Origin of the sequence: Komagataeibacter xylinus NBRC 15237, assembly GCF_001571345.1 — a bacterium.
Lineage (GTDB): Bacteria > Pseudomonadota > Alphaproteobacteria > Acetobacterales > Acetobacteraceae > Komagataeibacter > Komagataeibacter xylinus.
Genome location: NZ_BCTP01000001.1, coordinates 172,879 through 196,956 on the forward strand (window position 1 = coordinate 172,879; position 24,078 = coordinate 196,956).

The window sequence follows — 24,078 nt, forward strand, 5'->3', positions numbered from 1 at the left end:
GCTCAGAACTCGATCCCGGCCTGCGCCTTGACGCCTTTCTTGAAGTGATGCGCCACCTGCGTCATCTCGGTCACGAGGTCGGCGGCCTCGATCATGGCCGGGCGGGCGTTGCGGCCCGTCACCACCACATGCTGCATGGGGGGGCGGGCGGCGATATCGGCCAGCACGTCGTCAATGGGCAGGTAGTCGTAGCGCAGGGCAATGTTGAGTTCGTCAAGGATCACCATGCTCACGTCACTGCGCTTCAGCGCGGCGCGGGCCTGATCCCACGCGGCACGGCAGTTGGCGATGTCTTTGCCACGGTCCTGCGTGTTCCAGGTAAAGCCCTCGCCCAGCGCATGCCATTCCACCTGATCGCCAAAGCGTTCCAGCGCCTTGCGCTCGCCGGTGTTCCACGCGCCCTTGATGAACTGGATCACCACGATCCGCCCGCCATGGGCCAGCGTGCGCAACGCCATGCCGAAGGCAGCGGTGGACTTGCCCTTGCCCGCCCCCGTATGCACGGCCAGCAGCCCCTTCTCGATGGATTTGCTCTCCACCTCACGGTCCTGCACGGCCTTGCGCTTGGCCATTTTGTCACGGTGGCGGATTTCTTCGGGGGTCAGGGTCATTTCATCTCCATTGGCAGGCCTGCCACCACAAAGACAACACGAGCAGCCCCGCGCGCAATAGCCTGATGCATGAGCCCTGCCTCATCACGGAAGCGCCGCGCCAGCGCATTGTCGGGCACGATGCCCTGCCCCACCTCGTTCGAGACCAGCACCGTCGGCCCTGCGCGACGTTCAATGGCCGACAGCAGGGCGCGGGTTGCCGCCCTGATGTCGTGCTCGCCCAGCATGAGGTTGGTCAGCCACAGGGTCAGGCAATCGACCAGCACGGGGCTGCTGCCCGCGGCATCGAGCGCGCGGGGCAGGTCGAGCGGTTCCTCGATTGTGCGCCAGTTTTCGCCCCGGCGGGCGCGGTGGCGGCTCACGCGGGCATCCATTTCGCCATCATGGGGCTGGCAGGTGGCAAGGTAGGTCCAGGGCGCGGGCCACGCGGTGAACAGCCCCTCGGCAAAGACGCTTTTGCCCGAGCGCGCGCCACCCAGCACGAAAATGCAGGCCTGCTGGCCTGCTGGCATGGCCTGCGTGCCATCCGCCATCATTTTATCCTTCCCCATCTTGCATCGGCGCGCATAAGACCACACAACGCTGCCCATGCCATCCCGTCTTCCCATACCGCAGGACATGGCCGCGCTGCGCGCGCTGTGCCGCGACCTCCCCACCGCCGACAGCGCCGCTGGCAGCGCCATTGCCGCGCATGACAGCCAGTTGACCAAGCCACCGGGCAGCCTTGGCCGGCTGGAAGAGCTGGCATTGTGGGCCGGACAATGGCAGCGCACCGGGCGCCCACGGGCCGAGCGGGTGGATATCATCGTCTTCGCGGGTAATCACGGCGTGACCGCGCAGGGTGTCACGCCGTGGCCCAGCGATGTCACGCGCCAGATGGTCGAGAATTTTCGCACGGGCGGGGCAGCCATCAACCAGATCGCCCGCGTGGCAGGCGCCCGGCTGCGCGTGGTGGAAGTGGAAGACCTGCGTCCCACGGCAGATTTCACCCACGCCCCCGCCATGGATGAAGCCACTTTCCTGCGCGCCGTGGCGACCGGCATGCGCGCGCTCCAGCCCGGCACCGACCTGTTGTGCGTGGGCGAGATGGGCATTGGCAACACCACCGCCGCCGCCGCCATGTGCGCCGCCCTGTTTGGCGGGGGCGGCGCGCGGTGGGCCGGGCGCGGCACCGGGCTTGATGATGCGGGCGTGCGCCACAAGGCGGCGGTGATCGACCGCGCCTTGGCCCATCACGCCGGGGCAGGCGACCCGCTCGAGATCCTGCGCCATGTGGGCGGCCACGAACTCGCGGCCATATTCGGGGCGGTGCTGGCCGCGCGGTACAGGGATATTCCGGTGCTGGTTGATGGCTTCATCTGCACGGCAGCGGTCGCCCCGCTGGGCGTGATGGCACCGGACGGACTGGCCCATGCGCGACTGGCCCACTGCTCGGCTGAAGGGGGGCACGCCCACCTTGCGGCGGAACTGGGGCTGACGCCACTGCTCGATCTGGGGCTGCGGCTGGGCGAAGGCTCGGGCGCGGGGCTGGCCGTGGGGCTGGTGCGCGCGGCGGTGGCGTGCCTGTGCGGCATGGCCACTTTCGCGCAGGCGCAGGTCAGCGGGCGGGAATGAGCATGACGGCCCGACTGCGCGCCGATCTTGTGTGCGGGCTGGGGCTGCTGACCCGCCTGCCCACGGGCTGGCTGGCACATGACGGGCTGCCCTACAGCATGACACGCTCGATATGGTGCTGGCCCCTGATTGGCGCGGGCATCAACGCGCTTGCGGCCCTGGCCTACGGGGCGGGGCTGCGGCTTGGCCTTGCCCCCCTGCCCGCCGCGGGCTGGTGCGTGGGCGGCCTGCTGCTGCTATGCGGCGGGCTGCATGAAGATGGACTGGCCGACATGGCCGATGGCTGCGGCGGTGGCCGCGACCGGGCACGCAAGCTCGAGATCATGCGCGACAGCCGCGTGGGCAGTTATGGCGTGATGGCGCTGGTCGTGGCCCTGCTGGTGCGGATCACCGCCCTCGCCGCCATGCCGGGGCCGACCGCGCTGCTGGCCCTGCCGGTTGCGGGGGCGCTGGCCCGTGCCGCCATGGCGGGCGTGCTGTGGCGGCTGCCACCCGCCCGGCGTGATGGGCTGGCCAGCACCATGGACCGCCTGCCGCGCGCGGCACTTGTGGCCTGCCTGGGCCTTGCCGTGGCACTGCCCGCGATAGTGCTGCCTGCGCCGGGGGCACTCACCGCCTGCGCCGTGTCCCTGCTGGCCAGCGTGGTTATGTACTGCCTTGCACGCTGGCAACTTGGCGGACAGACTGGTGACGTTCTTGGTGCAACGGCAGTCGTGACGGAATGCGCAGTTCTGACGGCCCTGTGCTGAACGCGGCACTTCCCTGCTCGATCACCCGCACCGACCCCATGGGCGGCGAGGGCGCAAGCAGGTTGCCCGCCGTGCCGTGAACCATGCCGTGCATGAGGCGCAGCGGGCCGCCATGGGTGATGATGGCGCAGGACTGGCCGCGCTGGTGCATCTCGGTCCAGAAATGGCGCACGCGGGCCCGCAGCGCGGTGCCACTTTCACCGCCGGGAGGGGCAAACCCGCTCACATCCGCGGCCCACGCATCGAGCGCCGCGCGCGAGATTCGGCTCCAGGGACGCCCCTCCCACTCCCCGAAGCTGATCTCACGCAGACGTGAATCCACCCTTAAGTCCAGATTCATGAATTGCGCCACCCGCTCCGCCACCATGCGGCACCGCCGCGCGGGAGACGAGAACAGAATCCGGCACCCCACCCCCTGCATGACAGTGCGCAGGCCGTCGGCCATGCGCTCCCAACCCTCGGCCAGGGCAACGTCGTGTTGGCCGTAACACACGCCTTCCGCGCCCGTTACGGCGGGATGGCGCGCCAGAACCACTGCAAAACGGTCAGTCATCCGCTCCTGCTTTCCAACATGTCGCACCGAGCATCCGCGATGTTCGTGAACATCGCCATAAGAGCGGCAAGGGGGCAGATACCCGATAAGGACATGCCACTTTTTTGTGCCACTGTGTTCCGCCAAACCAAGATTCAAACATACAGGACTAAATAAAGCCTGTTTACAAGAACAACCGTATTCTGCATATCGGCATCTGCACGTTAACACATCTTGATTTGCTGATACCCAGGGTCTGCGCCAGCCAGTTCACCAGACCGGAAGGATAAAGAGCATCATGCGCATATGGGCAAGTGCCTGCCTGCTCCTGTGGCTGCCTGCAAGCGCCAGCGCCGCGGGCCTGTTCAGCGCGCCCCATCCCACCCTTGCCTGTGGGGATGATGCCGCCCTGCGTGCCCTGTCCGATGCCGCCCAGGTTGCCCAGCACCCCGCCGCGTGGCGCAAAACGCTGCTCAGGCAGGGCGACTGCCATGCCGTGACCCCTGACATGAAGTGGGAAAAGATCGCCAACCGCAACGGCCTGCCGCTCATGCGCCGCGTGCCGCCGGTGCCGGGGCTGCCGCCGCTGTATTTCATGACCGGTGACATCACGCCCCTCGGCGCGCCTGCGCCCGCGCCGGTTCATGTCACGCCGCCCCCCGCGCCCGCCGTGGTCGAGACCCCCACCCCTGAAGGCCCGCAGCAGCAGGCCATCGATGACGCGCCCCCGCCCGCCCCGCCCGTTATCGTGCAGAACCGCGAAACGCCGCTGCCGACCGACCTGTTTTTCATGACGCGCGGCTTCCAGAAACTCGGCTCGCTCATCCTGACGCTGATGCTCATTACCGGTGCCGGCTGGATCATGATGCGGGTGCTGCGCGCGATCTGGCTCATGGCGCGGCGGCGCAAGGCCATCGGCACCTGCCTGAAGCTGGCCGAGCGCCATCGCCCCATGCTCGCACGCTGGTACCAGCAGGCCGAGGATGGCGCCAACACCGCCACCCTGACCCAAAGCCGCATGCCATGGAACACGCATGTGGAGCGCTTCACGCGCACGACCTTGCTGCCTGCGCTCGCGCGTGACGGGCAGAGCGCGCTCTGGCCTGCCATTCACAAGACGGTATGCGCGCACCTCACCACGCTTGCGGCCAATACCGCCCGCGCGCCCTCCGCCACCGTGCTCACGCCCGGCATATACCACCAGGACATGAACCAGGCGGAATACGCGGCCTTCTGCTCGCAATGGATCGAAAAGGCGGGATGGGAAATCCGCCCCCCCGTGGCCACCGGCCTGGGCTCGGTCATCCATTGTAGCCGCAACGGGCTGAAAATGCTGGTACATTGCTGGATCGACCGGAAGCCCGTGCATGATGACGTGATCTGGCAGGGCATCAAGGAAAAGACCGAAAGCCGCGCCGATATTGGCGCCATCGTCTCCAACGCGCCCTACACGCAGGAAGCCCTGCTGCTGGGCAAGAAACACCGCATCTTCCTGCTGCACCATGAAGACATCTACAAATTCGTCTCGGGCATTGAAGTGCCCGATGTGGCCTGAACGCCGGGACAGGCATGCGGCCATGCGCGCCGCAAGCGCGGTATCCGCGCAAGCCCGTCAGGTCCGGGCCTAATCGCGCGCCTGACGGGCCGCGAGCGCGTTGAAGCATAGCGCCGCGCCATCCGCCTGCGCCGGAGTGGCGTCAAAAAAGGTTGTGTCATCCGCCCGCTTCTGCCCGGTAATGCGGGCGGCGCAATAATCGAACACGGCCCTGCTATCGTGCAGGCGCGCGCAGTTGAGCAGCCCGGCAAAGCTGACATAACCCGCATGCTCGCGCCTGCCCGTAACATAGGACGCGCACTGTTTGAGCACCGGGGGGGCGATCTGGCGCGTCATGATGGCGGCATAGGCTGATTCCTCGCGCGCGGTACAGGCCGCCTGCGTGTCATGCGCATGATGGCGGGTGCAGTACTGCGCTACCGCCCCATGCAGGTAGCCGCTCTCGGCCGGGCTGTGGGCCCAGACCGTATCGGTGGCGCGGGTGTAATGAAAAACGGCAGCGCTTTTTCCCGCGCCAATCGCGCGGAATGGCACCACGCGCGAACTGCAGTACAGCGTCATGTCATAATGCGCGGCATCATCGCCCTGGGCTACAAAATCAAGATAAAGCGGGTTGAGTGGCGCCGCGCACAGCAGGTTGCCCGTCGGCATGACGGGATTCTGCCCATATTCCACCCGGTAAAGCAGATGCCCCGCCCGCCCGCCCGGATCGGGCATGACGTCAAGCCGCTCGCCATTGCTGAAATCAATGCTGCTTTCAGACAGGCGCAGCTCGCCCATCCGCATTGCGGTGGCCGCGTCATCGGGGCGCAGCACGAAATACTGCGGCGCATCGTGTGCCAGTTCGCCACCGTCAAAACGCTGGTTATCGGCATGGGCCGCGACCGGGATGATGATGGCGCCAAGCAGGGCCGCGATCAGGGCAGTGATGCGGACTCTCACGGGGCCAGATTCCGGGTCAGACATGGGGAAACGGCTCCCTTTCATGATTAAATATAATGCATTTTCTGCCAAAGCTTTGAAAATTATGTTCATTTTTTAATCATAATGCTTTTATCAAGGCATCTTTGCTTGTCAGCCGTTAACGTGTCTGACAATGTTCGCGACAGAACAACCATTTGATGCTGCATGATATTTCTTTCTGTTTTTTGCCCACCGCACGGCTTCTGCCCCAAAGGGCCAGATCTGCACGGACCGGACCGAGCCGTTCCCACCATACAGCAAAATTGCATAATTTTTGCACATGGTATTAGGCCTGCCCCGAACAATGCCACGCCAGACAACCGGCTGGCCCCTTCCTTCACCCTCCCATCTGCGATGACCACGGCGGAGACGACAGCATGAGCATACCGGACCACGTGCAGGAAGACAGCACCCCCATTTTGCCAGTGGAAGATGACGAGGGCTATCACAAGGGGCTGGGCAGCCGCCAGATCCAGATGATCGCCATAGGCGGCGCGATCGGCACGGGGCTGTTCCTTGGCGCGGGCTCGCGGCTGCAGGCGGCGGGGCCCTCACTCGCGCTGGTCTATCTGGTGTGCGGCATGTTCTCGTTCCTGATCATGCGCGCACTGGGCGAACTGGTCATGTACCGCCCCACCTGCGGCAGCTTCGTGTCCTACACGCGTGAGTTCCTGGGCGAGAAGGCGGCGTTCGTGGCCGGGTGGCTTTCCTTCATGAACTGGGCCATGACCGGCATTGTCGATATTACGGCGGTGGCGCTGTACATGCATTTCTGGGGCACGTTCGCCTTCGTGCCGCAATGGGTCTTCGCCCTCATGGCGCTATGCGTGGTCACGACACTCAACCTGGTGGGCGTGAAGTGGTTTGGCGAGATCGAGTTCTGGTTCTCGCTCATCAAGATCGTGGCGCTATGCCTGTTCCTCGTGGCGGGCAGCATCATACTGGGCGTGCGCATGCCCGTAGGCGGCCACCAGACCGGCCTGCACCTGATTGCCGATAATGGTGGCATCTTTCCGCATGGGCTGATTGCCAGCCTGCTGCTGGTGCAGGGCGTGGTGTTCGCCTATTCGGGCATAGAACTGATCGGGACCGCAGCGGGCGAGTGCGCGGATGTGCGCACCGTCCTGCCGCGTAGCATCAACAGCGTGATCTGGCGTATTGGCCTGTTTTATGTGCTGTCGGTGGTGCTGCTGGTCAACCTGCTGCCCTGGACCGCCTATCACGGCGGCACCAGCCCGTTTGTTACGTTTTTTGAGACGCTTGGCGTGCCGGGCATTGATACGATCATGAACATCGTGGTGCTTACGGCCGCACTGTCCAGCCTCAACTCGGGGCTGTATTCCACCGGGCGCGTGCTGCGCGCCATGGCGCTTGGCGGCGCCGCTCCTGCGCCGCTGGCCCGCATGAATGCAAGCGCCGTGCCCGCCAACGGCATCCTGCTTACGGTTGCTGTCTACCTTGTGGGCGTGGTGCTCAATTACATCGTGCCCTCGCAGGTGTTCGAGATCGTGCTGAACATGGCGGCGATCGGCATCATCAGCACCTGGGGGTTCATCCTGCTCAGCCAGATCAAGCTGCGCGAGGCAGTACGCAGCGGGCGCATGCCCTCATCGGGTTTTGAAATGCCGGGCGCGCCCTTCACCTCGTGGCTGACACTGGCCTATCTGGCAGGCGTGCTCATGCTGATGCTGTTTGACTACCCCAATGGCACCTACACCATTGCCAGCATGTCGATCGTGGCCGTGCTGCTGGTGCTGGGGTGGAAATACCTCAACCCCGCGCGCCCGGCCCCGCAGGATGGGCAGGAGCCGCCGCGCATGACCGCGCCATAAAAGAAAACGGCGGGAGAACTGCCATTCTCCCGCCGTCTCACTGGTCTGTCAGCCTGAGGAGCACCGTCGTGATGTCCTGATCCCTTCCCTGCGACTGCAGTTTGTATAGCAGGCACCCGAACACTGACCCCACACCCCATAAGACCCGGCATGCACTGCCATGCATGCAGGGACGCCCTGAGCAGGAAATGGCCTCAACCATGATTTCCCTGACACGCGCCCACGCCGCAAGGCTGGGCACCGCATCCGCTCGCCGCGCCATGACAGCACGGGAAAAAGACGCCGGCCGCCCCTGTGGAAGAGCATCATACATTCCGACACCGGAATCAATATTATTCGTTGCGATTCCATTTCTTGTTGCCCTCGCCAGCCTTTCATCCGCGCAGGCGGCAGGCACGGGCAATGGCACGGCGGCAGGCTCGCAGGGCGTGAACGAACATTACACCCAGTGGTACACCGGCTCGCTCGTCTCCCCCTCCGGCGCGCTGACCAAGAAGGGCGTGTTTGCGTGGGAGCCGTATTTTGCCTACAGCCAGCCGGTAGGCAACCTCGATAGCGTGGGCCGGGCAGCCCCCATAAAAGACCGGGCGCACATGGTCTCGAGCTTCACGCTCTACAAATATTCCATTACCAATTCGATCAGCCTGCAGATGACGCCCACCATCAGCTACGGCTGGCGGCATGGTGGCTATGGCGGCACGACAAGCGGCACGAAAATGGGCGACCTGCCGGTAGATGTGATGTGGCGCTACCTTGATGCCGACCCAAAGCGCTACATTCCCGCACTGAGCCTGTTCGTGGGCGTGGCCTTTCCTTCCGGGGATTATACAAAACTGGGCCGCGCGGAAGATGGCGTGGGCACCGGCACCTACACCTTCCGCGTAGCGCTTACCGAGCAGTCCACCTACACCCTGCCCGGCCACCACGAGTTGCGGCTGCGCACATGGGGCACCTTTCGCCGCGCGCTGACGCAGGCGCATATTGCCGATATCAGCAGTTATGGCACCTCGGCGGGGTTTCGCGGGCTGGCGCATCCGGGCATGTATGGCGAGAGCGGCTTCTCCCTGGAATATGGCGTGAACCAGAAATGGGTCATCGCCATGGATCTGGCGCGCGACTGGGCCAATGGCTCGCGGGTGCGGGGCTATAACGCACAGGGCAAATACCAGGACGTGCTGGGGCAGGCCTCGGGTAACTGGGTGATCGCACCTGCGGTGGAATATAACTGGTCGCCACGCTTTGGCATCATTGCCGGTGTGACCGCCATTTTTGCAGGCCATAACACCGGGCAGGTCATCTCGCCGCAATTTGCTTTCAACAGCGTGTTCTGACAGCCGCCGAAAGCATTATTTTTGAAGCTTTTTGAAAAAAGCTTCACCAAAAACTTTTATTCATAAACAGTCCTGGATCAAGGCCGGTCGAACAAAGCCTGGATGGCATCGGCATCCGCGCCGGTCATGAGCGCGAGGGCGAGCAGGATGCGCGCCTGCCGGGGGCGCATGTGGCCTGCCGCGAGCAGGCCGCGCTGGCACAGTTCCTGACGCTGCACCACGCCGCCACAATACCCGCTGCTGGCCTGCACCACCACAACGCCCGCCGCCACGGCCTCATCAAGGGCGGCGTTCTCGGCGGGCGTGCACATGCCGGGCAGCATGCCTGCCGCGATGAGGCCACGCGCACCGGCGCGCACAAAGGCGCGTATGCCCACGCCATCGGCGCCTGCATGGCTGTAGGTTATGTCAACACGCGGGATTTCGCCGCCCGCGCCATAAGCGGGTGGCCAGCCCACATGCCGGCGGTAGGCACTTGCGCGCCCAAAAAACACCCGGTTGGCCTCGATCATGCCAAGCGGACCAAAATCGGGCGAGCGGAAGGTTTCAAGCTGATAGGTGGAAGCCTTGGTCACTTCCTGGGCGGCGTGGATCTCGTTATTGGCCACCACCAGCACGCCGCGACCGGCCGCCTGCGGGGCCGATGCCACCAGCAGGGCGGCATACAGGTTGGCCGGACCATCGGCGCTGATGGCGCTCGCCGGACGCTGCGCGCCCACCACCACCACCGGACAGGGCACATCGAGCACAAGATCGAGAAAACAGGCGCCCTCCTCCAGCGAGGACGTGCCGTGGGTCACGACCACGCCGCTCAGATCGGGCTGGCTTGCAACCGTGTGGCTGATGACGCTGGCCAGCTCAAACCACCGCTCCAGGGTCATCTCCACGCTGTCGCAACTGGAGAAGGGAATGCCCCGCACCGCAAAGCGCGCCCGCACGGCCTCGGGCAGGGCCGCAAGCAGGTCGGCCCCGCCAAGGCTTGTGCCAATCTCGGCATAATCGACCGTATCACGCGGGTCCATCGCCTGGCGGGCAATGGTGCCGCCGGTTGATATAATGGCTATGACGGGTCGCTGCATTCCGCTCCACCTTCTGGTTCAGGCATACTGGGCGCGATCAATCACGCAGGCAGGCCGCCTGTCAAACCCGCCAGCAGAAGTTTCGGGGTGCTGCCTTTTTAAAAAAATACTTTTGTTGGTTTTTTACTGATATGGTCCCGGCTCCGGCACCCAACCCGTCAGCAGGTTGCGCCCGATTTCAGCATTTTTCCAATCCACGGGGTCATGCAGCGACAGGGTGCGGGCATCGCGCCAGTAACGGTCCAGCCCTTGGGCTGCATCCGTGCCCCGCGCGCCTGCCGCTGCCGGTGCCTCACTGGCCGCGCGCAGCGCCGCGCGCGTGGCCACCGAACGCGCGGCACTCGCGGCCATGGCCACCATGGCGCGGGGCACTTCGCCCTGCTCATGCTGGTCAAGCAGGCGGCCCGCCTGCGCCACGCTGCACCAGGCACCGAACAGGTCGGCCCCGATCTCGCCCAGCAGGCGGCGCACATAGGGGTCCTGATCCGCGCTGTCCACGCCTGCGGCCCCCCACGGGCGGGCATGATCGGGCACAAAGGCACAGACCGCCCGCAACGCGCCAATGCCGATACCGGTCAGGATGGCGCTGAAACCGGCCTGAAAACGCAGGGCGACATGCTGCGGCAGGGCGGTATCGGGGGCCAGGGCGTTCCAGAAATCATCGACCACGACATTCTCCAGCGTCACGGTGCCGGAATCGGTCGCGCGCTGGCCCATGCGGTTCCAGTCATGGTGAAAGCGCAGCCCCGCCGCCCCACGCGGCACGAGGTCCATGCGCACGCCCGCGCGCACGCTCCCCCCCGCCTGCTGCGCCCGCACGGGATCGAAGGAGGAGACGGCCACAAGGTCCGCGCCCGAGGCCCCGGTGGCATAGATCTTGCGGCCTGACACGACATGCGTGCCAGCATGACCTGGCCGGGCCAGTGTCTGCATGAAACTGTCCGCCCTGCGCCCGTTCTCGGCCACGGCCATGCCGAGAATGACGTGCTCATGCACGATGCGGCGCGCCAGCACGGGCCTGAGCGCTGCGGGCGCATAGACAAAGATCTCGCGCACCAGATCGTCATGCACCTTGTAGATCTGGGCAATGGCGGGGTCCGCCACGGCAAGGCGCAGCATGAATTCGAGCGAGAGCGCCTGTGTCACCCCAAGCCCACCCCAGGCGCGTGGCACGGCAAGGGCCAGCACGCCGGTGGCCTTCAGCGCCGCCATGGCCTGGTGGGGGTAGCCACCTTCGCGGTCACGCTGCGCTGCCGTGGGGGCGATGACGGTGTCAATCACCGCCTGCGCCCGCAGCAGCACCGCACCCGCTTCACCCTGCACGGGGCGGGCGGGAAACAGGTCACCTAACAGCGGGGGCAGGCACGGGGCCTGTGCCGATGGAATGCTCATGCGGCACGATAGGAAGGATGGCGCGGGGCATCAACCATCCCTCTCTTTTTAAAATAACAGAAGTTTCCGAGTGCCGCCTTTTTTCAAAAAGGCGTCGTTCTTTCAAAGCTTTTTGCAAAAAGCTTCACCAAAAACCCTTACACCGGTCAGCCACCGGCCTGCCTGCGGGCGGCAGCGCGGATATCGCTCAGCGTCAGCAGCCAGATCACGAAGCCGCCCATGGCCAGGCAACTACCCACCCAGCCCACGGATTCCCAGCCCAGCCCGGCACTGATCGCCATGCCGCCCAGCCAGGGGCCAATGGCGTTGGCCATGTTGAAGGCGCTCTGGTTCATGGCCGCCGCCAGCGCCTGCGCATCCACCGCCACACTGAGCAGGCGCGACTGGATGACCGTGCCTAATCCTCCGCCACAGCCAATCAGGAACACGATGGGCATCATGCTCCACACGGAATGCACCGAACCGGGAAAACCCGCGAGCGCTGCCGCATTGACCAGAAGTGTTCCCCCAATGGTGGGCATCATCTTGTGGTCGGCCGCCCACGCGCAGGTCATGGTGCCCACCGTCATGCCCACGCCAAACACCGCCAGCAGCACGGGCGTCATGTAGGCAGGCGCATGCGTGACCTCCTGCAAGATTGAGGCGAGATAGGTATAGACACAGAAGATGCCGCCAAACCCCACCACGCCAATGCCCAGCGTCAGCCACACCTGCCGGTTTTTAAGGGCGCGGACCTCGGTCATGGCGCTGGCATTGGGGCGCGGCGGGTCGGTGGGCACGAAGCGCATGATGAGCAGCATGGTACACAGCGCCAGCCCCGCAATCAGCACGAACGCCCAGCGCCACCCCACCAGCATGCCCAGCCCGTTGGCCATGGGCACGCCGCCAATGGTCGCGATGGTCAGGCCCAGCACCACGCGGGCCACGGCCTGCGTGCGGCGGTTTTCAGGCACGAGGGCGGAGGCGACAATCCCCGCCGTGCCAAAATAGGCCCCATGCGGCAGCCCGCTGATGAAGCGGCACAAAAGCAGGCACAGGTAATTGGGGGCAAGGGCTGTCAGCCCATTACCAATGATATAGAGCACCATCATGCCGATCAGCAGGTATTTGCGGCTGCATCTGGCCCCCAGCATGGCAATGAGCGGCGCGCCCACGCACACGCCCGCGGCATAGGCCTCGATGGCGTGGCCCGCCTGGGGCACGGTTACATGCATGCCTGCCGAGATCATGGGCACGAGGCTCATGGCCGCGAATTCAGCCGTGCCGATGGCAAAGCCGCCAAGGGCGAGAATAAAAAAGATCAGACCGGGGCTGCCAACATGGCGCACGGGCGCGGGAGCCCCTCCACGGTCATGGATCATTGTCTGTGTCATGCATATGCTCTGGATGAATGGAGTAAAGCGTGCGTGCCGCACGCGATCGGTTGCGCGCCGTTACACCCATGCTGACATGCCGACAAGCCCCGCCAGGCGATGTATTTCAGCCCGCGCTGAAACCATGCGTGCAAAAGGGGCGGTAAACGCCTGATGCGGCGTTTCATGACGTTTTTTGACAAATTATGCGTTGTTACCCGGCCGGCGCAGGCAGGGCCTTCATGGCCGGTCAGGCAGAACACCGGGCACAAAAAAAGACGCCGCAGCGCCTGTCATGGTCATTCTTTTTGCCTGCTGGCTGCCGGCCATTCCCACATTAATGCGGGAATTCCGGCGGCAGGGGTATCAGGACAGAAACCCCACAGCTCAGGCAGCGCGATCGGACACGATGGTAGCGATCATCAGGGCAGCGATCATGGGCAGGAAAGCAACCATGGTCAGGGAGGACATGGCGTCAACGGAGTGGGCAATCATGGTGCTGATGTTTTCAATAAACATGTTTTCAGTTCCTTCGGTGTCGTGTTGGTGAGACGGAAGGAACACCAGAACCGAAATACAGGCAATAAAAAATCTGGAACAGTTGGCGATAACCAGCAGACCATTACAGTATCGGCATATTATTATTGTTCAATAAATGCGCATAACCTCACGACCGCCCTGATCCTTTTCCCGATGCCTGGAAAAACTGTGCCGCACAAAGCAGCATAATGGCCTCGCGCCTCATCAGAGGGGCACGAGGCCAGATTAAAATCTGTGCAAGTGCACAATATTTAATCTTGTATTATCACGATTTCGTGAACTATCTGACTCGTTGATGGACCCGATTTCGGGCCACGCTAGCCCGTTTCAGGCCACATCAGACGCAGGCCTGAAAAAACTGTCTTATTTTCAATAGCCTGCGTTGAAGCACCCGTCCAGCATAAAAACAGGTCATTTTTCCCCAAAGGCAAAAAAGTGACCTGCCTGCGCGCAGCAGCCCCGATCAGGTCTGGTCGGGCAGATCGATTCCATAATCATAGCGCCGCACCGCCGCCCCCATTTTAGCCATACCCGCCGGGGCATCCATGGGGGTGAACAGCACCTCGATAAAGTTCACGCCCTTATGGGCCGCTGCCTGGTCCAGCGCGGTTTCGAGTTCATCCATGCTGGCCACCCTGAAGGTACGTGGCGCCCTGTCCGGGTCAAAGACCTGCGGCAGGTCGGCATAACGCCAGTTGGCGATGTCGTTATAGGCCGATTGCGGGCCAAGGATCATGCGCTCGATGGTGTAGCCGCCATTGTTGATGAGAAAGATGGTGATATTGGCCTCATGGCGCAGCAGGGTGGAGAGTTCCTGCACGGTCATCTGAAAGGAGCCATCGCCAATAAACAGCACATGCCGCCGCTCGGGCCGGGCAAGGCATGCGCCAAGGCTTGCGGGCAGCGAATAGCCGATCGCAGCCCACACCGGCTGCACCAGCAGGCTGCACCCTGCCGGCAGGCGCGCATGCAGCATGGCCGTCATGGAGGAACCGTTATCGGCCACCACCACGTCAGCCGGTTGCAGGAAGGATTCGACCCGGCGCCAGAACGGGGCCTGCGCCCAGCCTTCGCCCTGCGGCGCGGGTGCCGTGGGGGCGGCGGGAGGTGCAATCCGTTCGGGCCGCGCCATGCGCACGCTGGCCAGGCGCTGGTGCACGCTGTCCAGCAGGTCGGCGGCCGTAATGCCCTGAATGTTCTCGCCATTGCAGGTCAGGCTGAAGGGCTGCACATCCACCATCGCCCCCGGCGCGATCTGCTGCGAGAAATAGCCTGACGTGGAATCAACAAACCGCACCCCCAGCGCAATCACGCAATCGGCGGCCTGCACGTAATCCGCAACAGCCGGGGCGGAGGCAGCGCCCCCGTACTGCCCCAGCCATTCGGGCCCGGATTCAGGCAACAGCGTGCGCGCGGTGGACAGCGCGGCATAAGGAATGCCGAAGGTGGTGCACAGCGCCTGCACGCGTTCGCGCAGCCCATACTGGCGCACCATGGCATCGATCAGCACCACGGGCTTGCGGGCCTGGCTGATGCGCCGGACCACCTGCTCCGCGGCCCGGGCCAGCAGGCCGGGGTCGGACACCGCAGCCACCGTGGGCGGCGGCGGCACGTCAACCGCCACATAACAGATATCGGACGGGAACTGGATATAGACCGGGCGGCGCAACGCCTGCACCGCCTGCAGCACGCGGTCGGTCTCGGCCACGGCGGTGGCGGGGTTGAGCCGCGCGCAGGCGACCGTGAACTGCCGGTAGCAGTTCAGCACGTTGTCATAATTGCCATCGGCCAGGGTGTGATGCACCAGTGCGCGCGACTGGATGGCATGCCACGGCGGCATGCCCGAAATCACGACCAGCGGCACGCCCTCGGCACTCGCGCCCGCCACGGCGGAAAGGCATGACAGGTCGCCCACCCCATAGGTGACCAGCACCGCCCCGATGCCAGCGAGCCGCGCATCGCCATCAGCCGCGTAGGCCGCATTGAGTTCATTGCAGGTGCCGACGAACTCAATACCTGGCGTCTGCTCGATGAGTTCCAGGAATTCCAGATTGTAATCACCGGGGACGCCATAAATACGCGAAACACCAAGATGCCGGAGCCGGTCCAGCAGCATACTACCGATTGATCCGCGCATGCCGTCTTTCCCCTATCTGTTGCCACCCCCGCCGAAATTGGCGGGGACGAAGTCAATAGATATCAAAATCATTGTTTCCGGTGGATGAAAAGGCCATGCGGCGTTCCGTCATGTTCAGGATCCATGATGACATGTCCGAGCGCGTGCGCGGGAAGGGCAGGCGATGCACCATGGAGCGCATGCTGTAGAATTTGCGGTACATGCCCTGAATGCGCTGCTCCATCTGCCCCGGCGTGCAGTTCTTGGGCCAGATATGGCAGACCTGGCCGGGCCAGCGGTCGATATCCTCGGGGTCGATGATGCGGCCCGCCTTCTTCATCCGCTCGAACAGGGCCGTGCCCTTGGTGGGGGTCAGGATATTGAAATAGGCCGCAGGCACCTTGTGCGCCTCGAGGAAGGAGAGCGTCGCCTCGTACACATCGGGGTGTTCGTTGTCGTAGCCGAAGATGAAGTTGAGCGAGTAGCTGATGTCGCGTTTGCGCAGGTTGTCGAACATCTCGCCATAACGGCTGGCCTTGTTCCAGCCCTTCTTCATGCCCTGCAGCATTTCCTCGTCAATGCTCTCGATGCCGATATTGACATGCATGACCCCGCTGCGCCGGGCAAGGTCGAGGAAGTTCGTATCAAGGCACAGGTTGGACGACCACAGCGTGGACCAGCGGATCCTGAGCGGCACCAGCCCTTCCATCAGTTCCATGGCCCGGCTTTTCTTGCCGCCGAAATTGCTCTCGCCAAAAAAGAAGTGGCTGCCCTTGTCCTTGATGCGCTCAAGCTCGGCCACCATCTGGTCAACCGGCCGCCAGCGGAAGCGCCCGCCAAGATAAAACCGCTCCGAACAGAAATCACACACGAACGGGCACCCGCGCGAGGACTGCACGGCAAAGGTGCGGAAGGGGCCGAATTTCTTCAGGTCCAGCAGGTCGTAGCGCGGGGGCGGCAGGTCATTGAGTTCCTTGAGCGGCGTGGCGCGGTAGATCTTTTGCAGCCGGTCGGCCGCCGCATCCTCGAGCATGGTGCGCCAGATGGGCTCGGCCTCGCCCACGCCCACCGCATCACAATGTTCGGCTGCCTCCTCGGCATAGAAGAACACATGCGGGCCACCCATGATGACCTTGACCCCGCGCCTGCGGAACTCGGCGGCAATATCGTATGCGCGGGGGGAATGCAGCGTCCAGGCGCTGAGTGCCACCACATCGACCGGCACCTCGAAATTGATGTCCTCCAGTTGCTCGTCCAGCAGGGTGACGGTCCATTCACGCGGCGTGAGGGCTGCAAGATAAGGCAGGGCCAGCGGCACCATCTGCCGCCGCCGGGTCTTGAAAATGGTCCGGTCGGTCTTGGAACGATAATGCGATGGCTGGATGATCAGCAGTTTGAGATCTGCCTTGGACATGCTTCAACTCCATGGACCGGGATGTGAAGGAAATATGCTGGACAAATAACTGTCAGGCATATCGTACGGTTTTTGTCCCTCATGTCCACCACGCGCAGTAAACACAATCATATTCAGAATCGATCATATAGAGTATGCATATTTCATATATTAAAAATTTGCATTATTATTTATTGAACAGATTTTTTATTACTTGTTTATTATTTATTATGTTTTACTTACTACCAACCACCTCTCCGCGACTTGAAACAGACCACATATCAGGTTTAAGTCTGCTGCATGCCTGCGACCCTGCATGCAAAAAGGCCCGCGCCTTATGGCACGGGCCTCGTGACCTCACTCAGCATCAGGCTGCGCGTTGATCCATAGATCCCCATCATCTTCGGCAATCAGGAAATGCCAGCCAGGTGCTGGCTTTTTCCGCAAACGTCATGAGGCTGACAGGCTGTTGCCTTACCTGATTTCGCGTACGGCGCCATAAATATGGTACAGCGAACTCGCGGGCATGTAGCCATCAAGCGGCGCGCCATCCGCCCCCAGCCGGTCAAACCAGCCACCGCGCAACCGGGGCGGCACGTAAGCACGTGCAAAACGGGCGCAGGCCGGGGCCAGCAGGTTTTCCGCCACCCCATCGCCCCCTGCCGCGCGGCGGGCAAGCTGGCGGATGAATTCGGTCTGCTGCCAGATGCGCGTCGTGGCTTCGAGCGACGCGCCGTGATCGGTCACCGCATCGCACACGGCCAGCGTATCGGGGCACACGCCATGGCGCATGCCAAACGCATGCAACCGCGCCGATGCGCGCAGGAAGGGCGAGTCCGCCTCCTCACCCGCAAGGCGGCCATATTCCGCCAGCAGCCACGCCCATTCAAACACATGGCCCGGCTCGGTCCGGTTCTGGCCCAAAGACGCGGCCGGTTGCCACAGCGGCGTGAACAGTTCGCCTACCGCGCCACCAGGCAGCATGAAATGCCGCATGCCCAGCACCGCAAGGGCGCGGGCGTGATCGAGATACATCTCCCCGCCGCCGACTTCAGCCAGCGCGAGAAAGGCTTCAAGCAGGTGCATATGCGGGTTCTGGCGGCGAAAGCCATCCTGCCCCGGCACGGTATCAAGATAACCGCCGGGCTGCGGCGTGCCGAACAGGGTGGTTATTTCATCCACCGTCTGCCGCGCCGTCTCCAGCCATGTCCGCTCGCCTGACAGCCGGTATGACCACGCGCAGGCATAAAGAATGAAGGCATGGGCATAAAGATCACGCCGTGTATCCGCCGGGGTGCCATCGGGGCCGAGCGAAAAGACCCAGCCCGGCGCGCCATCCGCCCGCCAGTAGCGCCTGCGTACCTCCGCCATGCAGGCCAGCGCCGTGGCCCCGGCAGTGCTATGGCCATCATCGGCGGCCCGCACATAGGTCGCGATCTGCCGGGCCTGCACCATCAGCCGCAGGGCGGGCGGGTTGCACGGCACCGCGTCAAAGCCCAGCCGCTCATGGAACAGTTGGCGTGCGGGGTCGAAACCCGCCTCGATCCATAACGGCAGGGCGGCCTGCGCCAGCCAGTGCCGCAGCCCCCCGGCGGGTTGCTCACCCATTGGCCTGCCCCGCCCCCGCGCGCCGGACCAGCGATGTGGTCGAGCGGCCATCAATCAGGTCAATCAGGGCCACGCGGCCGCCATAACCGCGCACAAAGGGCGCACCCACCACCTGATCCTCGGTGTAGTCCGCGCCCTTGACCAGCACATCCGGGCACAGGGCCTCGATGGCCTTGATGGGCGTCTCTTCATCAAACAGCACCACAAGGTCCACATCACGCAGGGCGCCGAGCACGGTGGCCCGCGCATGCTCATCCTGAACCGGGCGCGACGGCCCCTTGAGGGCTGCAACCGAGCGATCGGTATTCAGCGCCACCACCAGCCTGTCGCCCTGCCGGGCCGCACCCCGCAGCAGGGCGATATGGCCGGGATGCAACAGGTCAAAACAGCCATTGGTAAACACGATGCGCGCGCCATGCCGCCGCCAGTCCGCCACGATGCGCGTGGCCTCGCCCAGGCTGACAAGGTTGCCGTGGCCCGTGGTTTCGCCGTTCAGGGCGTGTTGCAGTTCGTGGCGCGAGACAGTGGCCGTGCCATGCTTGCTGACCGAGATCGCCGCCGCCGTGGTGGCGATGACCACCGCCGTCTCGAGCGGCAGCCCGGCGGAGAGCATGGTGGCGATGGTCGCCACCACCGTATCGCCCGCGCCGCACACATCAAACACCTCCGAGCGTTGGGCCGAGACATGCCGTACACTGCCCGCGCGCTGCCACAGCGACATGCCCTGCTCGGAGCGCGTAACCAGCACATCGCCGCCAAACTGGCTGCTGGCGGCACGCGCCGCCGCCTCCACCTGCGCATCGGTGTCGGTGGGCAGGAGGGTGGCGCGGCTGATCTCGGCGCGGTTGGGCGTAATCAGCGCGGCCCCTGTGTAAATACCGAATGTCGGGCGCTTGGGGTCCACGATCACGGGCACGCTGGCCGCTGCCGCCCGCGCCATGATGCCCCCTATCACCTCATCGGACAGCACGCCCTTGGCGTAATCCGAGCACACCAGCACGCGCGCGCCCGGCAGGGCCGCGTCAACCGCGGCAAGCAGGCGGGCATTGGTTTCGGCGCGGAAGGGGGCGAGAATTTCCTCATCAATGCGGATGATCTGCTGCTGCCCGCCAAGGATGCGGGTCTTGGTGATGGTGGTCCATGCGGGGTCGATCACCCATCCGCCCGTGTCGATGCCGGGCCACGCGGCCAGTTTTTCACGCAGGGTACGGGCCGCGCCATCAGCACCCGCCACCCCGATCAGGCTGACCGGAGCGCCAAGGGCTGCCGCGTTGGCCGCGACATTGGCAGCGCCCCCCGGCGTTGCGTGCTCGCGCGCATGCAGCAGCACGGGCACCGGGGCCTCGGGCGAGATCCGGTTGACCGAGCCGGTAATGTAACGATCCAGCAGAAGATCACCCACGACAACAATCCGGCCGGGTGTGAGTGTATCAATCATCCATGATCCATCAGGACAGAAAAAAGGCAGGCACACGCGCTACCGCAGCAATAGGATATGGCGGCGTATCTGTCACGTCGCCCGGACTGGATGCTGCCTGCCCCGGGCGGATTTCGAAAAGGATAAAAGTTTCTGGGTGCCGCCTTTTTTCAAAAAGGCGGCTTTTTCTGAAGCTTTTTGCAAACAGCTTCACCAAAAACTTCTATTTCACGCCTTAAACGGCAGGCAGGATGCTGCTGGCGCCGTCATGCTCGAGCATGTCGATGATGGCGGCCGCCGTTTCCTCCACCGAGCGGTGGGTGACGTTTATGACCGGCCATTTATGCCGCGTGCACAGCCGCCGCGCCCAGAGCAGTTCCTCCTGCACGTTGACCGGGTCGATATAGGGCTTGACCGATGTTTCCGACATGCCGGGGGCCGCAATGGAGCGGCCCGGCAGCATCATGCCCACGCGGGAGCGACGGATTTCAAGCAGGGTATGCGCATCGATGGTCAGGCCCACCACAAGGCCGGGAAAATGTTCCAGCCCCGCAGGCAGCGGCGCATGCGGCACCAGCGGAATATTGGCAGCCCTGATGCCCCGGTTGGCCAGATAGAAACAGGTGGGCGTCTTGGATGTGCGCGACACACCCACAAGCACCACCTCCGCGCGGGTGAGGTCGGTTGTCTTCTGCCCGTCATCATGGGCAATGACATACTGCATTGCATCAATGCGGCGGCGGTAGCTGTCATCCATCACGTACTGGCCACCGGGGTGGCGCTCGGCGGGGATGCCGGTCTGCTGTTCAAGGAAATGGATCGTGCCATCAAGGATGTTCTTGACCTGCACCCCAAGGCGCGCGCACCCCACCCGCAGCATGGTCTGCAATTCGGGTGATGTGAGCGAGGACAGGACCGGCCCCGGCTCGTGACTGATCCCGGCCAGCACGCGGCCAACCTGCACGCGCGTGCGCACGAGGTTCCAGTTACGCAGGGCAAACTCGGCATCCTGGAACTGGGCGCCACAGGCGCGCATCACCGCCTCGAGCGCCTGTCCCGTCGCCTCGGATACAAGATGCAGGATGATCGGCTTTTCGCTCATTGTCCTGCCTGACAGGCGCGCCGCAGCCATGAGGCAGGCGACGCGCCATTTTTTCAGTATCTATGCCACCACAAGGCGGCGTCAGGCGGGGTTGCCAACCTTGCTGCGGGTGGCAAGGGCGGCCTGAGCCGCCGCAAGGCGGGCCACCGGCACGCGGAAGGGCGAGCACGATACATAGTCCAGCCCGACTTCCTCAAAGAACGCGATGGAATCCGGGTCGCCACCATGCTCGCCACAGATGCCCAGCTTGAGGTCGGGGCTGGTCTGCCGCCCCCGCTCCACGCCAAGGCGCACGAGCGCGCCCACGCCATCACGGTCGATGGACACGAACGGGTCGCGCGGCAGCAGGCCGTTATCGACATAATAAGGCAGGAACGAACCCGCATCATCACGCGACAGGCCAAAGGTGGTCTGGGTCAGGTCGTTGGTGCCGAACGAGAAGAAATCGGCATATTCCGCAATCCTGTCCGCCTGGATGGCGGCACGCGGCAGTTCGATCATGGTGCCAATATAATAGTTGAGGTTGGTGCCCTCTTCCTTCAGCACGCGGGCGATCTCGTCTTCGGCAGCGCGGCGGGTAGTGGCCAGTTCGGCCTGCGTTGCCACCAGCGGGATCATGATCTCGGGGCGGATGGGCTTGCCGAGTTCCTTCTCCACGATCACGGCGGCCTGGATCAGCGCGCGCACCTGCATGGCATAGATTTCCGGGCTGGTCAGGCCAAGGCGGCAGCCTCGGTGGCCCAGCATCGGGTTGGTCTCGGCCAGCGCCGCGCACCGGGCACGCACCTCTTCCACGCTCTTGCCCAGCGCCTGCGCCACTTCGACCATCTCGGCTTCCGCATGCGGCAGGAATTCGTGCAGCGGCGGGTCGAGCAGGCGCACGGTTACCGGCAGCCCGGCCATGATGCGGAACAGGCTGGCGAAGTCATCACGCTGGAAAGGCAGCAGCCCCGCAATGGCCTTCTGGCGCACCAGTTCGTCATCGGCAATGATCATCTGGCGCACGAGGCCGATGCGATCAGGGCCGAAGAACATGTGCTCCGTGCGGGCAAGGCCAATGCCTTCCGCGCCAAAGCGCCGGGCGGTGGCGGCATCGTCGGGCGTTTCGGCATTGGCGCGCACGCCAAGGCGGCGCACGCTGTCGGCCCAGCCCATGAGCGTGTTGAAATCATCGGACAGGGTGGGGGCTATGGTGGGCACGCGGCCCAGATAGACAGCCCCCGTGCCGCCATCAAGCGTGATCCACTCGCCCTGCGCGATGGTATGCGTGCCGATGGTCATGGTGCCGGCGGCGTAATCGACATGGATGCTGCCAGCGCCTGCCACGCACACGCGGCCCATGCCACGCGCCACCACGGCGGCGTGCGAGGTCATGCCGCCACGGGTGGTGAGCACGCCACGGGCGGCATGCATGCCGTGCACGTCCTCCGGCGAGGTCTCGATACGGACCAGGATCACATCCTCGCCCTTTGCCGCCCGTGCTTCACACTCCTCAGCCGAGAACACGACCGCACCGGCAGCAGCCCCTGGCGAGGCGGGCAGGCCGCGCGTGAGCTGCACGCGCTCGGCCTTGGGGTCGAGCGTGGGGTGCAGAAGCTGGTCAAGCGAGGAGGCGGGCACGCGGCGGATCGCATCCTCCTGCGTGATCAGGCCTTCACGCGCCATGTCGATGGCGATCTTGAGTGCTGCGGCAGCCGTGCGCTTGCCGCTACGGGTCTGGAGAATGTAGAGGACATTGCGCTGGACGGTGAATTCGATGTCCTGCATGTCCTTGTAATGGGTTTCGAGCACCGAGCGCACACGCATCAGCTCGGCGTAAGCCTGCGGCAGGGTGGTTTCCATCGGGTGCTGGCCCGCCTCGGCGCGCGCGCACGCCATGGGCTGCGGCGTGCGGATGCCCGCCACCACATCCTCGCCCTGCGCGTTGATGAGGTATTCGCCGTAGAAGATGTTCTCGCCCGTTGACGGATCACGCGTGAAGCATACGCCGGTGGCGCAGTCCTCGCCCATGTTGCCGAACACCATGGACTGCACGTTGACCGCCGTGCCCCATGAGGCCGGGATCTCGTGCAGCCTGCGGTAGGTGTTGGCGCGCGGGTTCATCCACGAGCCGAACACCGCCCCGATCGCGCCCCAGAGCTGGTCCTGCGGGTCGGTGGGGAATTCGGTGCCGGCATGGGTGCTGATGAGGTGGCGGTAATCGGCCACAATGGTGCGCCACTGCTCTGCCGTGATGGCGGTGTCGTCTTCCACCTTGCTGGCGCGCTTGAACTGCTCGAGCACGTCCTCGAAGTGATGGTGGGGCACGCCCATCACCACCGAGCCGTACATCTGGATGAAGCGGCGGTAGCTGTCCCATGCGAAGCGGGCATCGCCGGAGGAGCGGGCAAGACCTTCCACCGTCTCGTCATTGAGGCCGAGGTTGAGCACGGTATCCATCATGCCCGGCATGGACACGCGCGCGCCCGAGCGCACCGAGACCAGCAGCGGGGCCGCGGCATCGCCAAAGCGCAGGCCCATGGATTTTTCAACCCGCGCCAGCGCATCGGCAACCTGGGCGCGCAGGTCATCGGGATATTTCCGGCCATTTTCATAAAAGGCCGAACAGACTTCCGTTGTAATGGTGAAGCCGGGCGGCACGGGCAGGCCATTGGCCGCCATTTCCGCCAGGTTGGCGCCTTTGCCACCCAGAAGGTTGCGCATCTCCGCGCGCCCTTCGTTCAGGCCATCTCCGAAGCTATAAACCCATTTGGTCATGTCTGTTCGTTCCTACGCACGTCCGTCTGTCAAAGGATGACGCCTGCTCCGGCACAGGGTGAAACAGACGACCGTGCTTTTTAATATTGTTTGTTGTTGGCAGGTCCGGGCAGTGAATTTAACCAGCACGGGCAA

General features: G+C 64.0%; 19 protein-coding genes. 6 read left to right on the forward strand and 13 right to left on the reverse strand.

Annotated features, from left to right (window positions below; translation table 11 throughout):
* Positions 1-2: 2 nt before the first annotated feature.
* Both cobO and cobU read right to left on the reverse strand, forming a co-directional pair.
* Entirely contained in the window at positions 3-611 is a 609-nt protein-coding gene (gene cobO / locus GXY01S_RS00790) for a cob(I)yrinic acid a,c-diamide adenosyltransferase (RefSeq protein WP_061271476.1), read from the reverse strand.
* Positions 608-1,201, reverse strand: a complete 594-nt coding sequence (cobU, locus tag GXY01S_RS00795; protein WP_061271477.1) for a bifunctional adenosylcobinamide kinase/adenosylcobinamide-phosphate guanylyltransferase — start codon at positions 1,199-1,201, stop codon at positions 608-610. Before cobU ends, cobO begins: the two co-directional genes overlap by 4 nt.
* Here cobU and cobT point away from each other — a divergent pair.
* Both cobT and cobS read left to right on the forward strand, forming a co-directional pair.
* Positions 1,200-2,225 carry a nicotinate-nucleotide--dimethylbenzimidazole phosphoribosyltransferase gene (cobT, locus tag GXY01S_RS00800; RefSeq protein ID WP_061271478.1) on the forward strand — a complete coding sequence of 342 codons (1,026 nt, stop codon included), beginning with the start codon at positions 1,200-1,202 and terminating at the stop codon, positions 2,223-2,225. The two genes, cobU and cobT, sit on opposite strands and share 2 nt — an antisense overlap.
* 2 nt (positions 2,226-2,227) lie before the next feature.
* A complete protein-coding gene (gene cobS / locus GXY01S_RS00805; RefSeq protein ID WP_242501352.1) occupies positions 2,228-2,974 on the forward strand; it encodes an adenosylcobinamide-GDP ribazoletransferase in 747 nt (248 codons plus the stop codon).
* Here cobS and GXY01S_RS16890 read toward each other — a convergent pair.
* Complete coding sequence (locus GXY01S_RS16890) at positions 2,871-3,527, reverse strand: histidine phosphatase family protein (RefSeq protein WP_082770658.1); 657 nt, start codon at positions 3,525-3,527, stop codon at positions 2,871-2,873. The two genes, cobS and GXY01S_RS16890, sit on opposite strands and share 104 nt — an antisense overlap.
* Positions 3,528-3,804: 277 nt before the next feature.
* Here GXY01S_RS16890 and GXY01S_RS00820 point away from each other — a divergent pair, with 277 nt between their 5' ends.
* Positions 3,805-5,061: a hypothetical protein gene (locus tag GXY01S_RS00820; RefSeq protein ID WP_061271482.1), complete on the forward strand. Its 1,257-nt coding sequence runs from the start codon at positions 3,805-3,807 to the stop codon at positions 5,059-5,061.
* A gap of 69 nt (positions 5,062-5,130) precedes the next feature.
* Here the strand turns inward: GXY01S_RS00820 and GXY01S_RS00825 are convergent, their stop codons facing one another.
* Positions 5,131-6,003 carry a hypothetical protein gene (locus GXY01S_RS00825; RefSeq protein WP_242501353.1) on the reverse strand — a complete coding sequence of 291 codons (873 nt, stop codon included), beginning with the start codon at positions 6,001-6,003 and terminating at the stop codon, positions 5,131-5,133.
* A gap of 398 nt (positions 6,004-6,401) precedes the next feature.
* On the opposite strand from GXY01S_RS00825, the gene GXY01S_RS00830 reads away from it, so the two are divergent.
* Both GXY01S_RS00830 and GXY01S_RS00835 read left to right on the forward strand, forming a co-directional pair.
* Positions 6,402-7,856: an amino acid permease gene (locus tag GXY01S_RS00830; protein WP_061271484.1), complete on the forward strand. Its 1,455-nt coding sequence runs from the start codon at positions 6,402-6,404 to the stop codon at positions 7,854-7,856.
* Between the two features lie 188 nt (positions 7,857-8,044).
* Positions 8,045-9,187, forward strand: coding sequence for a hypothetical protein (locus tag GXY01S_RS00835; RefSeq protein ID WP_061271512.1), 1,143 nt, complete (start codon positions 8,045-8,047; stop codon positions 9,185-9,187).
* Positions 9,188-9,264: 77 nt separating this feature from the next.
* Here GXY01S_RS00835 and GXY01S_RS00840 read toward each other — a convergent pair whose 3' ends face one another.
* The 3 genes from GXY01S_RS00840 to GXY01S_RS00850 form a co-directional block, all read right to left on the reverse strand.
* Positions 9,265-10,266, reverse strand: coding sequence for an asparaginase (locus tag GXY01S_RS00840; RefSeq protein WP_061271485.1), 1,002 nt, complete (start codon positions 10,264-10,266; stop codon positions 9,265-9,267).
* A gap of 123 nt (positions 10,267-10,389) precedes the next feature.
* Positions 10,390-11,658, reverse strand: a complete 1,269-nt coding sequence (locus GXY01S_RS00845) for an acyl-CoA dehydrogenase family protein (protein ID WP_061271486.1) — start codon at positions 11,656-11,658, stop codon at positions 10,390-10,392.
* 146 nt (positions 11,659-11,804) lie between these two features.
* Positions 11,805-13,031, reverse strand: a complete 1,227-nt coding sequence (locus GXY01S_RS00850) for an MFS transporter (RefSeq protein WP_061271487.1) — start codon at positions 13,029-13,031, stop codon at positions 11,805-11,807.
* Between the two features lie 165 nt (positions 13,032-13,196).
* Between GXY01S_RS00850 and GXY01S_RS18460 the strand changes: the two genes are divergently transcribed.
* Positions 13,197-13,739, forward strand: coding sequence for a hypothetical protein (locus GXY01S_RS18460; RefSeq protein WP_165165576.1), 543 nt, complete (start codon positions 13,197-13,199; stop codon positions 13,737-13,739).
* Positions 13,740-14,013: 274 nt separating this feature from the next.
* On the opposite strand, the gene GXY01S_RS00855 is transcribed toward GXY01S_RS18460, so the two are convergent.
* From GXY01S_RS00855 to ppdK, 6 genes are all read right to left on the reverse strand, one after another.
* Entirely contained in the window at positions 14,014-15,687 is a 1,674-nt protein-coding gene (locus tag GXY01S_RS00855; RefSeq protein WP_061271488.1) for an alpha-keto acid decarboxylase family protein, read from the reverse strand.
* Positions 15,688-15,739: 52 nt separating this feature from the next.
* Positions 15,740-17,080, reverse strand: a complete 1,341-nt coding sequence (locus tag GXY01S_RS00860; RefSeq protein ID WP_061271489.1) for a B12-binding domain-containing radical SAM protein — start codon at positions 17,078-17,080, stop codon at positions 15,740-15,742.
* Positions 17,081-17,533: 453 nt separating this feature from the next.
* The gene (locus tag GXY01S_RS00865) at positions 17,534-18,667 is read right to left on the reverse strand and encodes an AGE family epimerase/isomerase (protein WP_061271490.1); all 1,134 of its coding nucleotides are present in this window, start codon (positions 18,665-18,667) and stop codon (positions 17,534-17,536) included.
* Positions 18,660-20,105, reverse strand: coding sequence for a D-glycero-beta-D-manno-heptose 1-phosphate adenylyltransferase (rfaE2, locus tag GXY01S_RS00870; RefSeq protein ID WP_061271491.1), 1,446 nt, complete (start codon positions 20,103-20,105; stop codon positions 18,660-18,662). Before rfaE2 ends, GXY01S_RS00865 begins: the two co-directional genes overlap by 8 nt.
* 214 nt (positions 20,106-20,319) lie before the next feature.
* Entirely contained in the window at positions 20,320-21,186 is an 867-nt protein-coding gene (locus tag GXY01S_RS00875; RefSeq protein ID WP_061271492.1) for a pyruvate, water dikinase regulatory protein, read from the reverse strand.
* An 81-nt stretch (positions 21,187-21,267) separates the two neighbouring features.
* Positions 21,268-23,943 carry a pyruvate, phosphate dikinase gene (gene ppdK / locus GXY01S_RS00880; RefSeq protein ID WP_061271493.1) on the reverse strand — a complete coding sequence of 892 codons (2,676 nt, stop codon included), beginning with the start codon at positions 23,941-23,943 and terminating at the stop codon, positions 21,268-21,270.
* Between the last annotated feature and the right edge of the window lie 135 nt (positions 23,944-24,078).

Coding starts and splice junctions, on each gene's coding strand:
- cobO (WP_061271476.1), bottom strand. CDS start 611: ATGACCCTGACCCCCGAAGAAATCCGCCACCGTGACAAAATGGCCAAG.
- cobT (WP_061271478.1), top strand. CDS start 1,200: ATGCCATCCCGTCTTCCCATACCGCAGGACATGGCCGCGCTGCGCGCG.
- cobU (WP_061271477.1), bottom strand. CDS start 1,201: ATGGGCAGCGTTGTGTGGTCTTATGCGCGCCGATGCAAGATGGGGAAG.
- cobS (WP_242501352.1), top strand. CDS start 2,228: ATGACGGCCCGACTGCGCGCCGATCTTGTGTGCGGGCTGGGGCTGCTG.
- GXY01S_RS16890 (WP_082770658.1), bottom strand. CDS start 3,527: ATGACTGACCGTTTTGCAGTGGTTCTGGCGCGCCATCCCGCCGTAACG.
- GXY01S_RS00820 (WP_061271482.1), top strand. CDS start 3,805: ATGCGCATATGGGCAAGTGCCTGCCTGCTCCTGTGGCTGCCTGCAAGC.
- GXY01S_RS00830 (WP_061271484.1), top strand. CDS start 6,402: ATGAGCATACCGGACCACGTGCAGGAAGACAGCACCCCCATTTTGCCA.
- GXY01S_RS00835 (WP_061271512.1), top strand. CDS start 8,045: ATGGCCTCAACCATGATTTCCCTGACACGCGCCCACGCCGCAAGGCTG.
- GXY01S_RS00840 (WP_061271485.1), bottom strand. CDS start 10,266: ATGCAGCGACCCGTCATAGCCATTATATCAACCGGCGGCACCATTGCC.
- GXY01S_RS00845 (WP_061271486.1), bottom strand. CDS start 11,658: ATGAGCATTCCATCGGCACAGGCCCCGTGCCTGCCCCCGCTGTTAGGT.
- GXY01S_RS00850 (WP_061271487.1), bottom strand. CDS start 13,031: ATGACACAGACAATGATCCATGACCGTGGAGGGGCTCCCGCGCCCGTG.
- GXY01S_RS18460 (WP_165165576.1), top strand. CDS start 13,197: ATGACGTTTTTTGACAAATTATGCGTTGTTACCCGGCCGGCGCAGGCA.
- GXY01S_RS00855 (WP_061271488.1), bottom strand. CDS start 15,687: ATGCGCGGATCAATCGGTAGTATGCTGCTGGACCGGCTCCGGCATCTT.
- GXY01S_RS00860 (WP_061271489.1), bottom strand. CDS start 17,080: ATGTCCAAGGCAGATCTCAAACTGCTGATCATCCAGCCATCGCATTAT.
- GXY01S_RS00865 (WP_061271490.1), bottom strand. CDS start 18,667: ATGGGTGAGCAACCCGCCGGGGGGCTGCGGCACTGGCTGGCGCAGGCC.
- rfaE2 (WP_061271491.1), bottom strand. CDS start 20,105: ATGATTGATACACTCACACCCGGCCGGATTGTTGTCGTGGGTGATCTT.
- GXY01S_RS00875 (WP_061271492.1), bottom strand. CDS start 21,186: ATGAGCGAAAAGCCGATCATCCTGCATCTTGTATCCGAGGCGACGGGA.
- ppdK (WP_061271493.1), bottom strand. CDS start 23,943: ATGACCAAATGGGTTTATAGCTTCGGAGATGGCCTGAACGAAGGGCGC.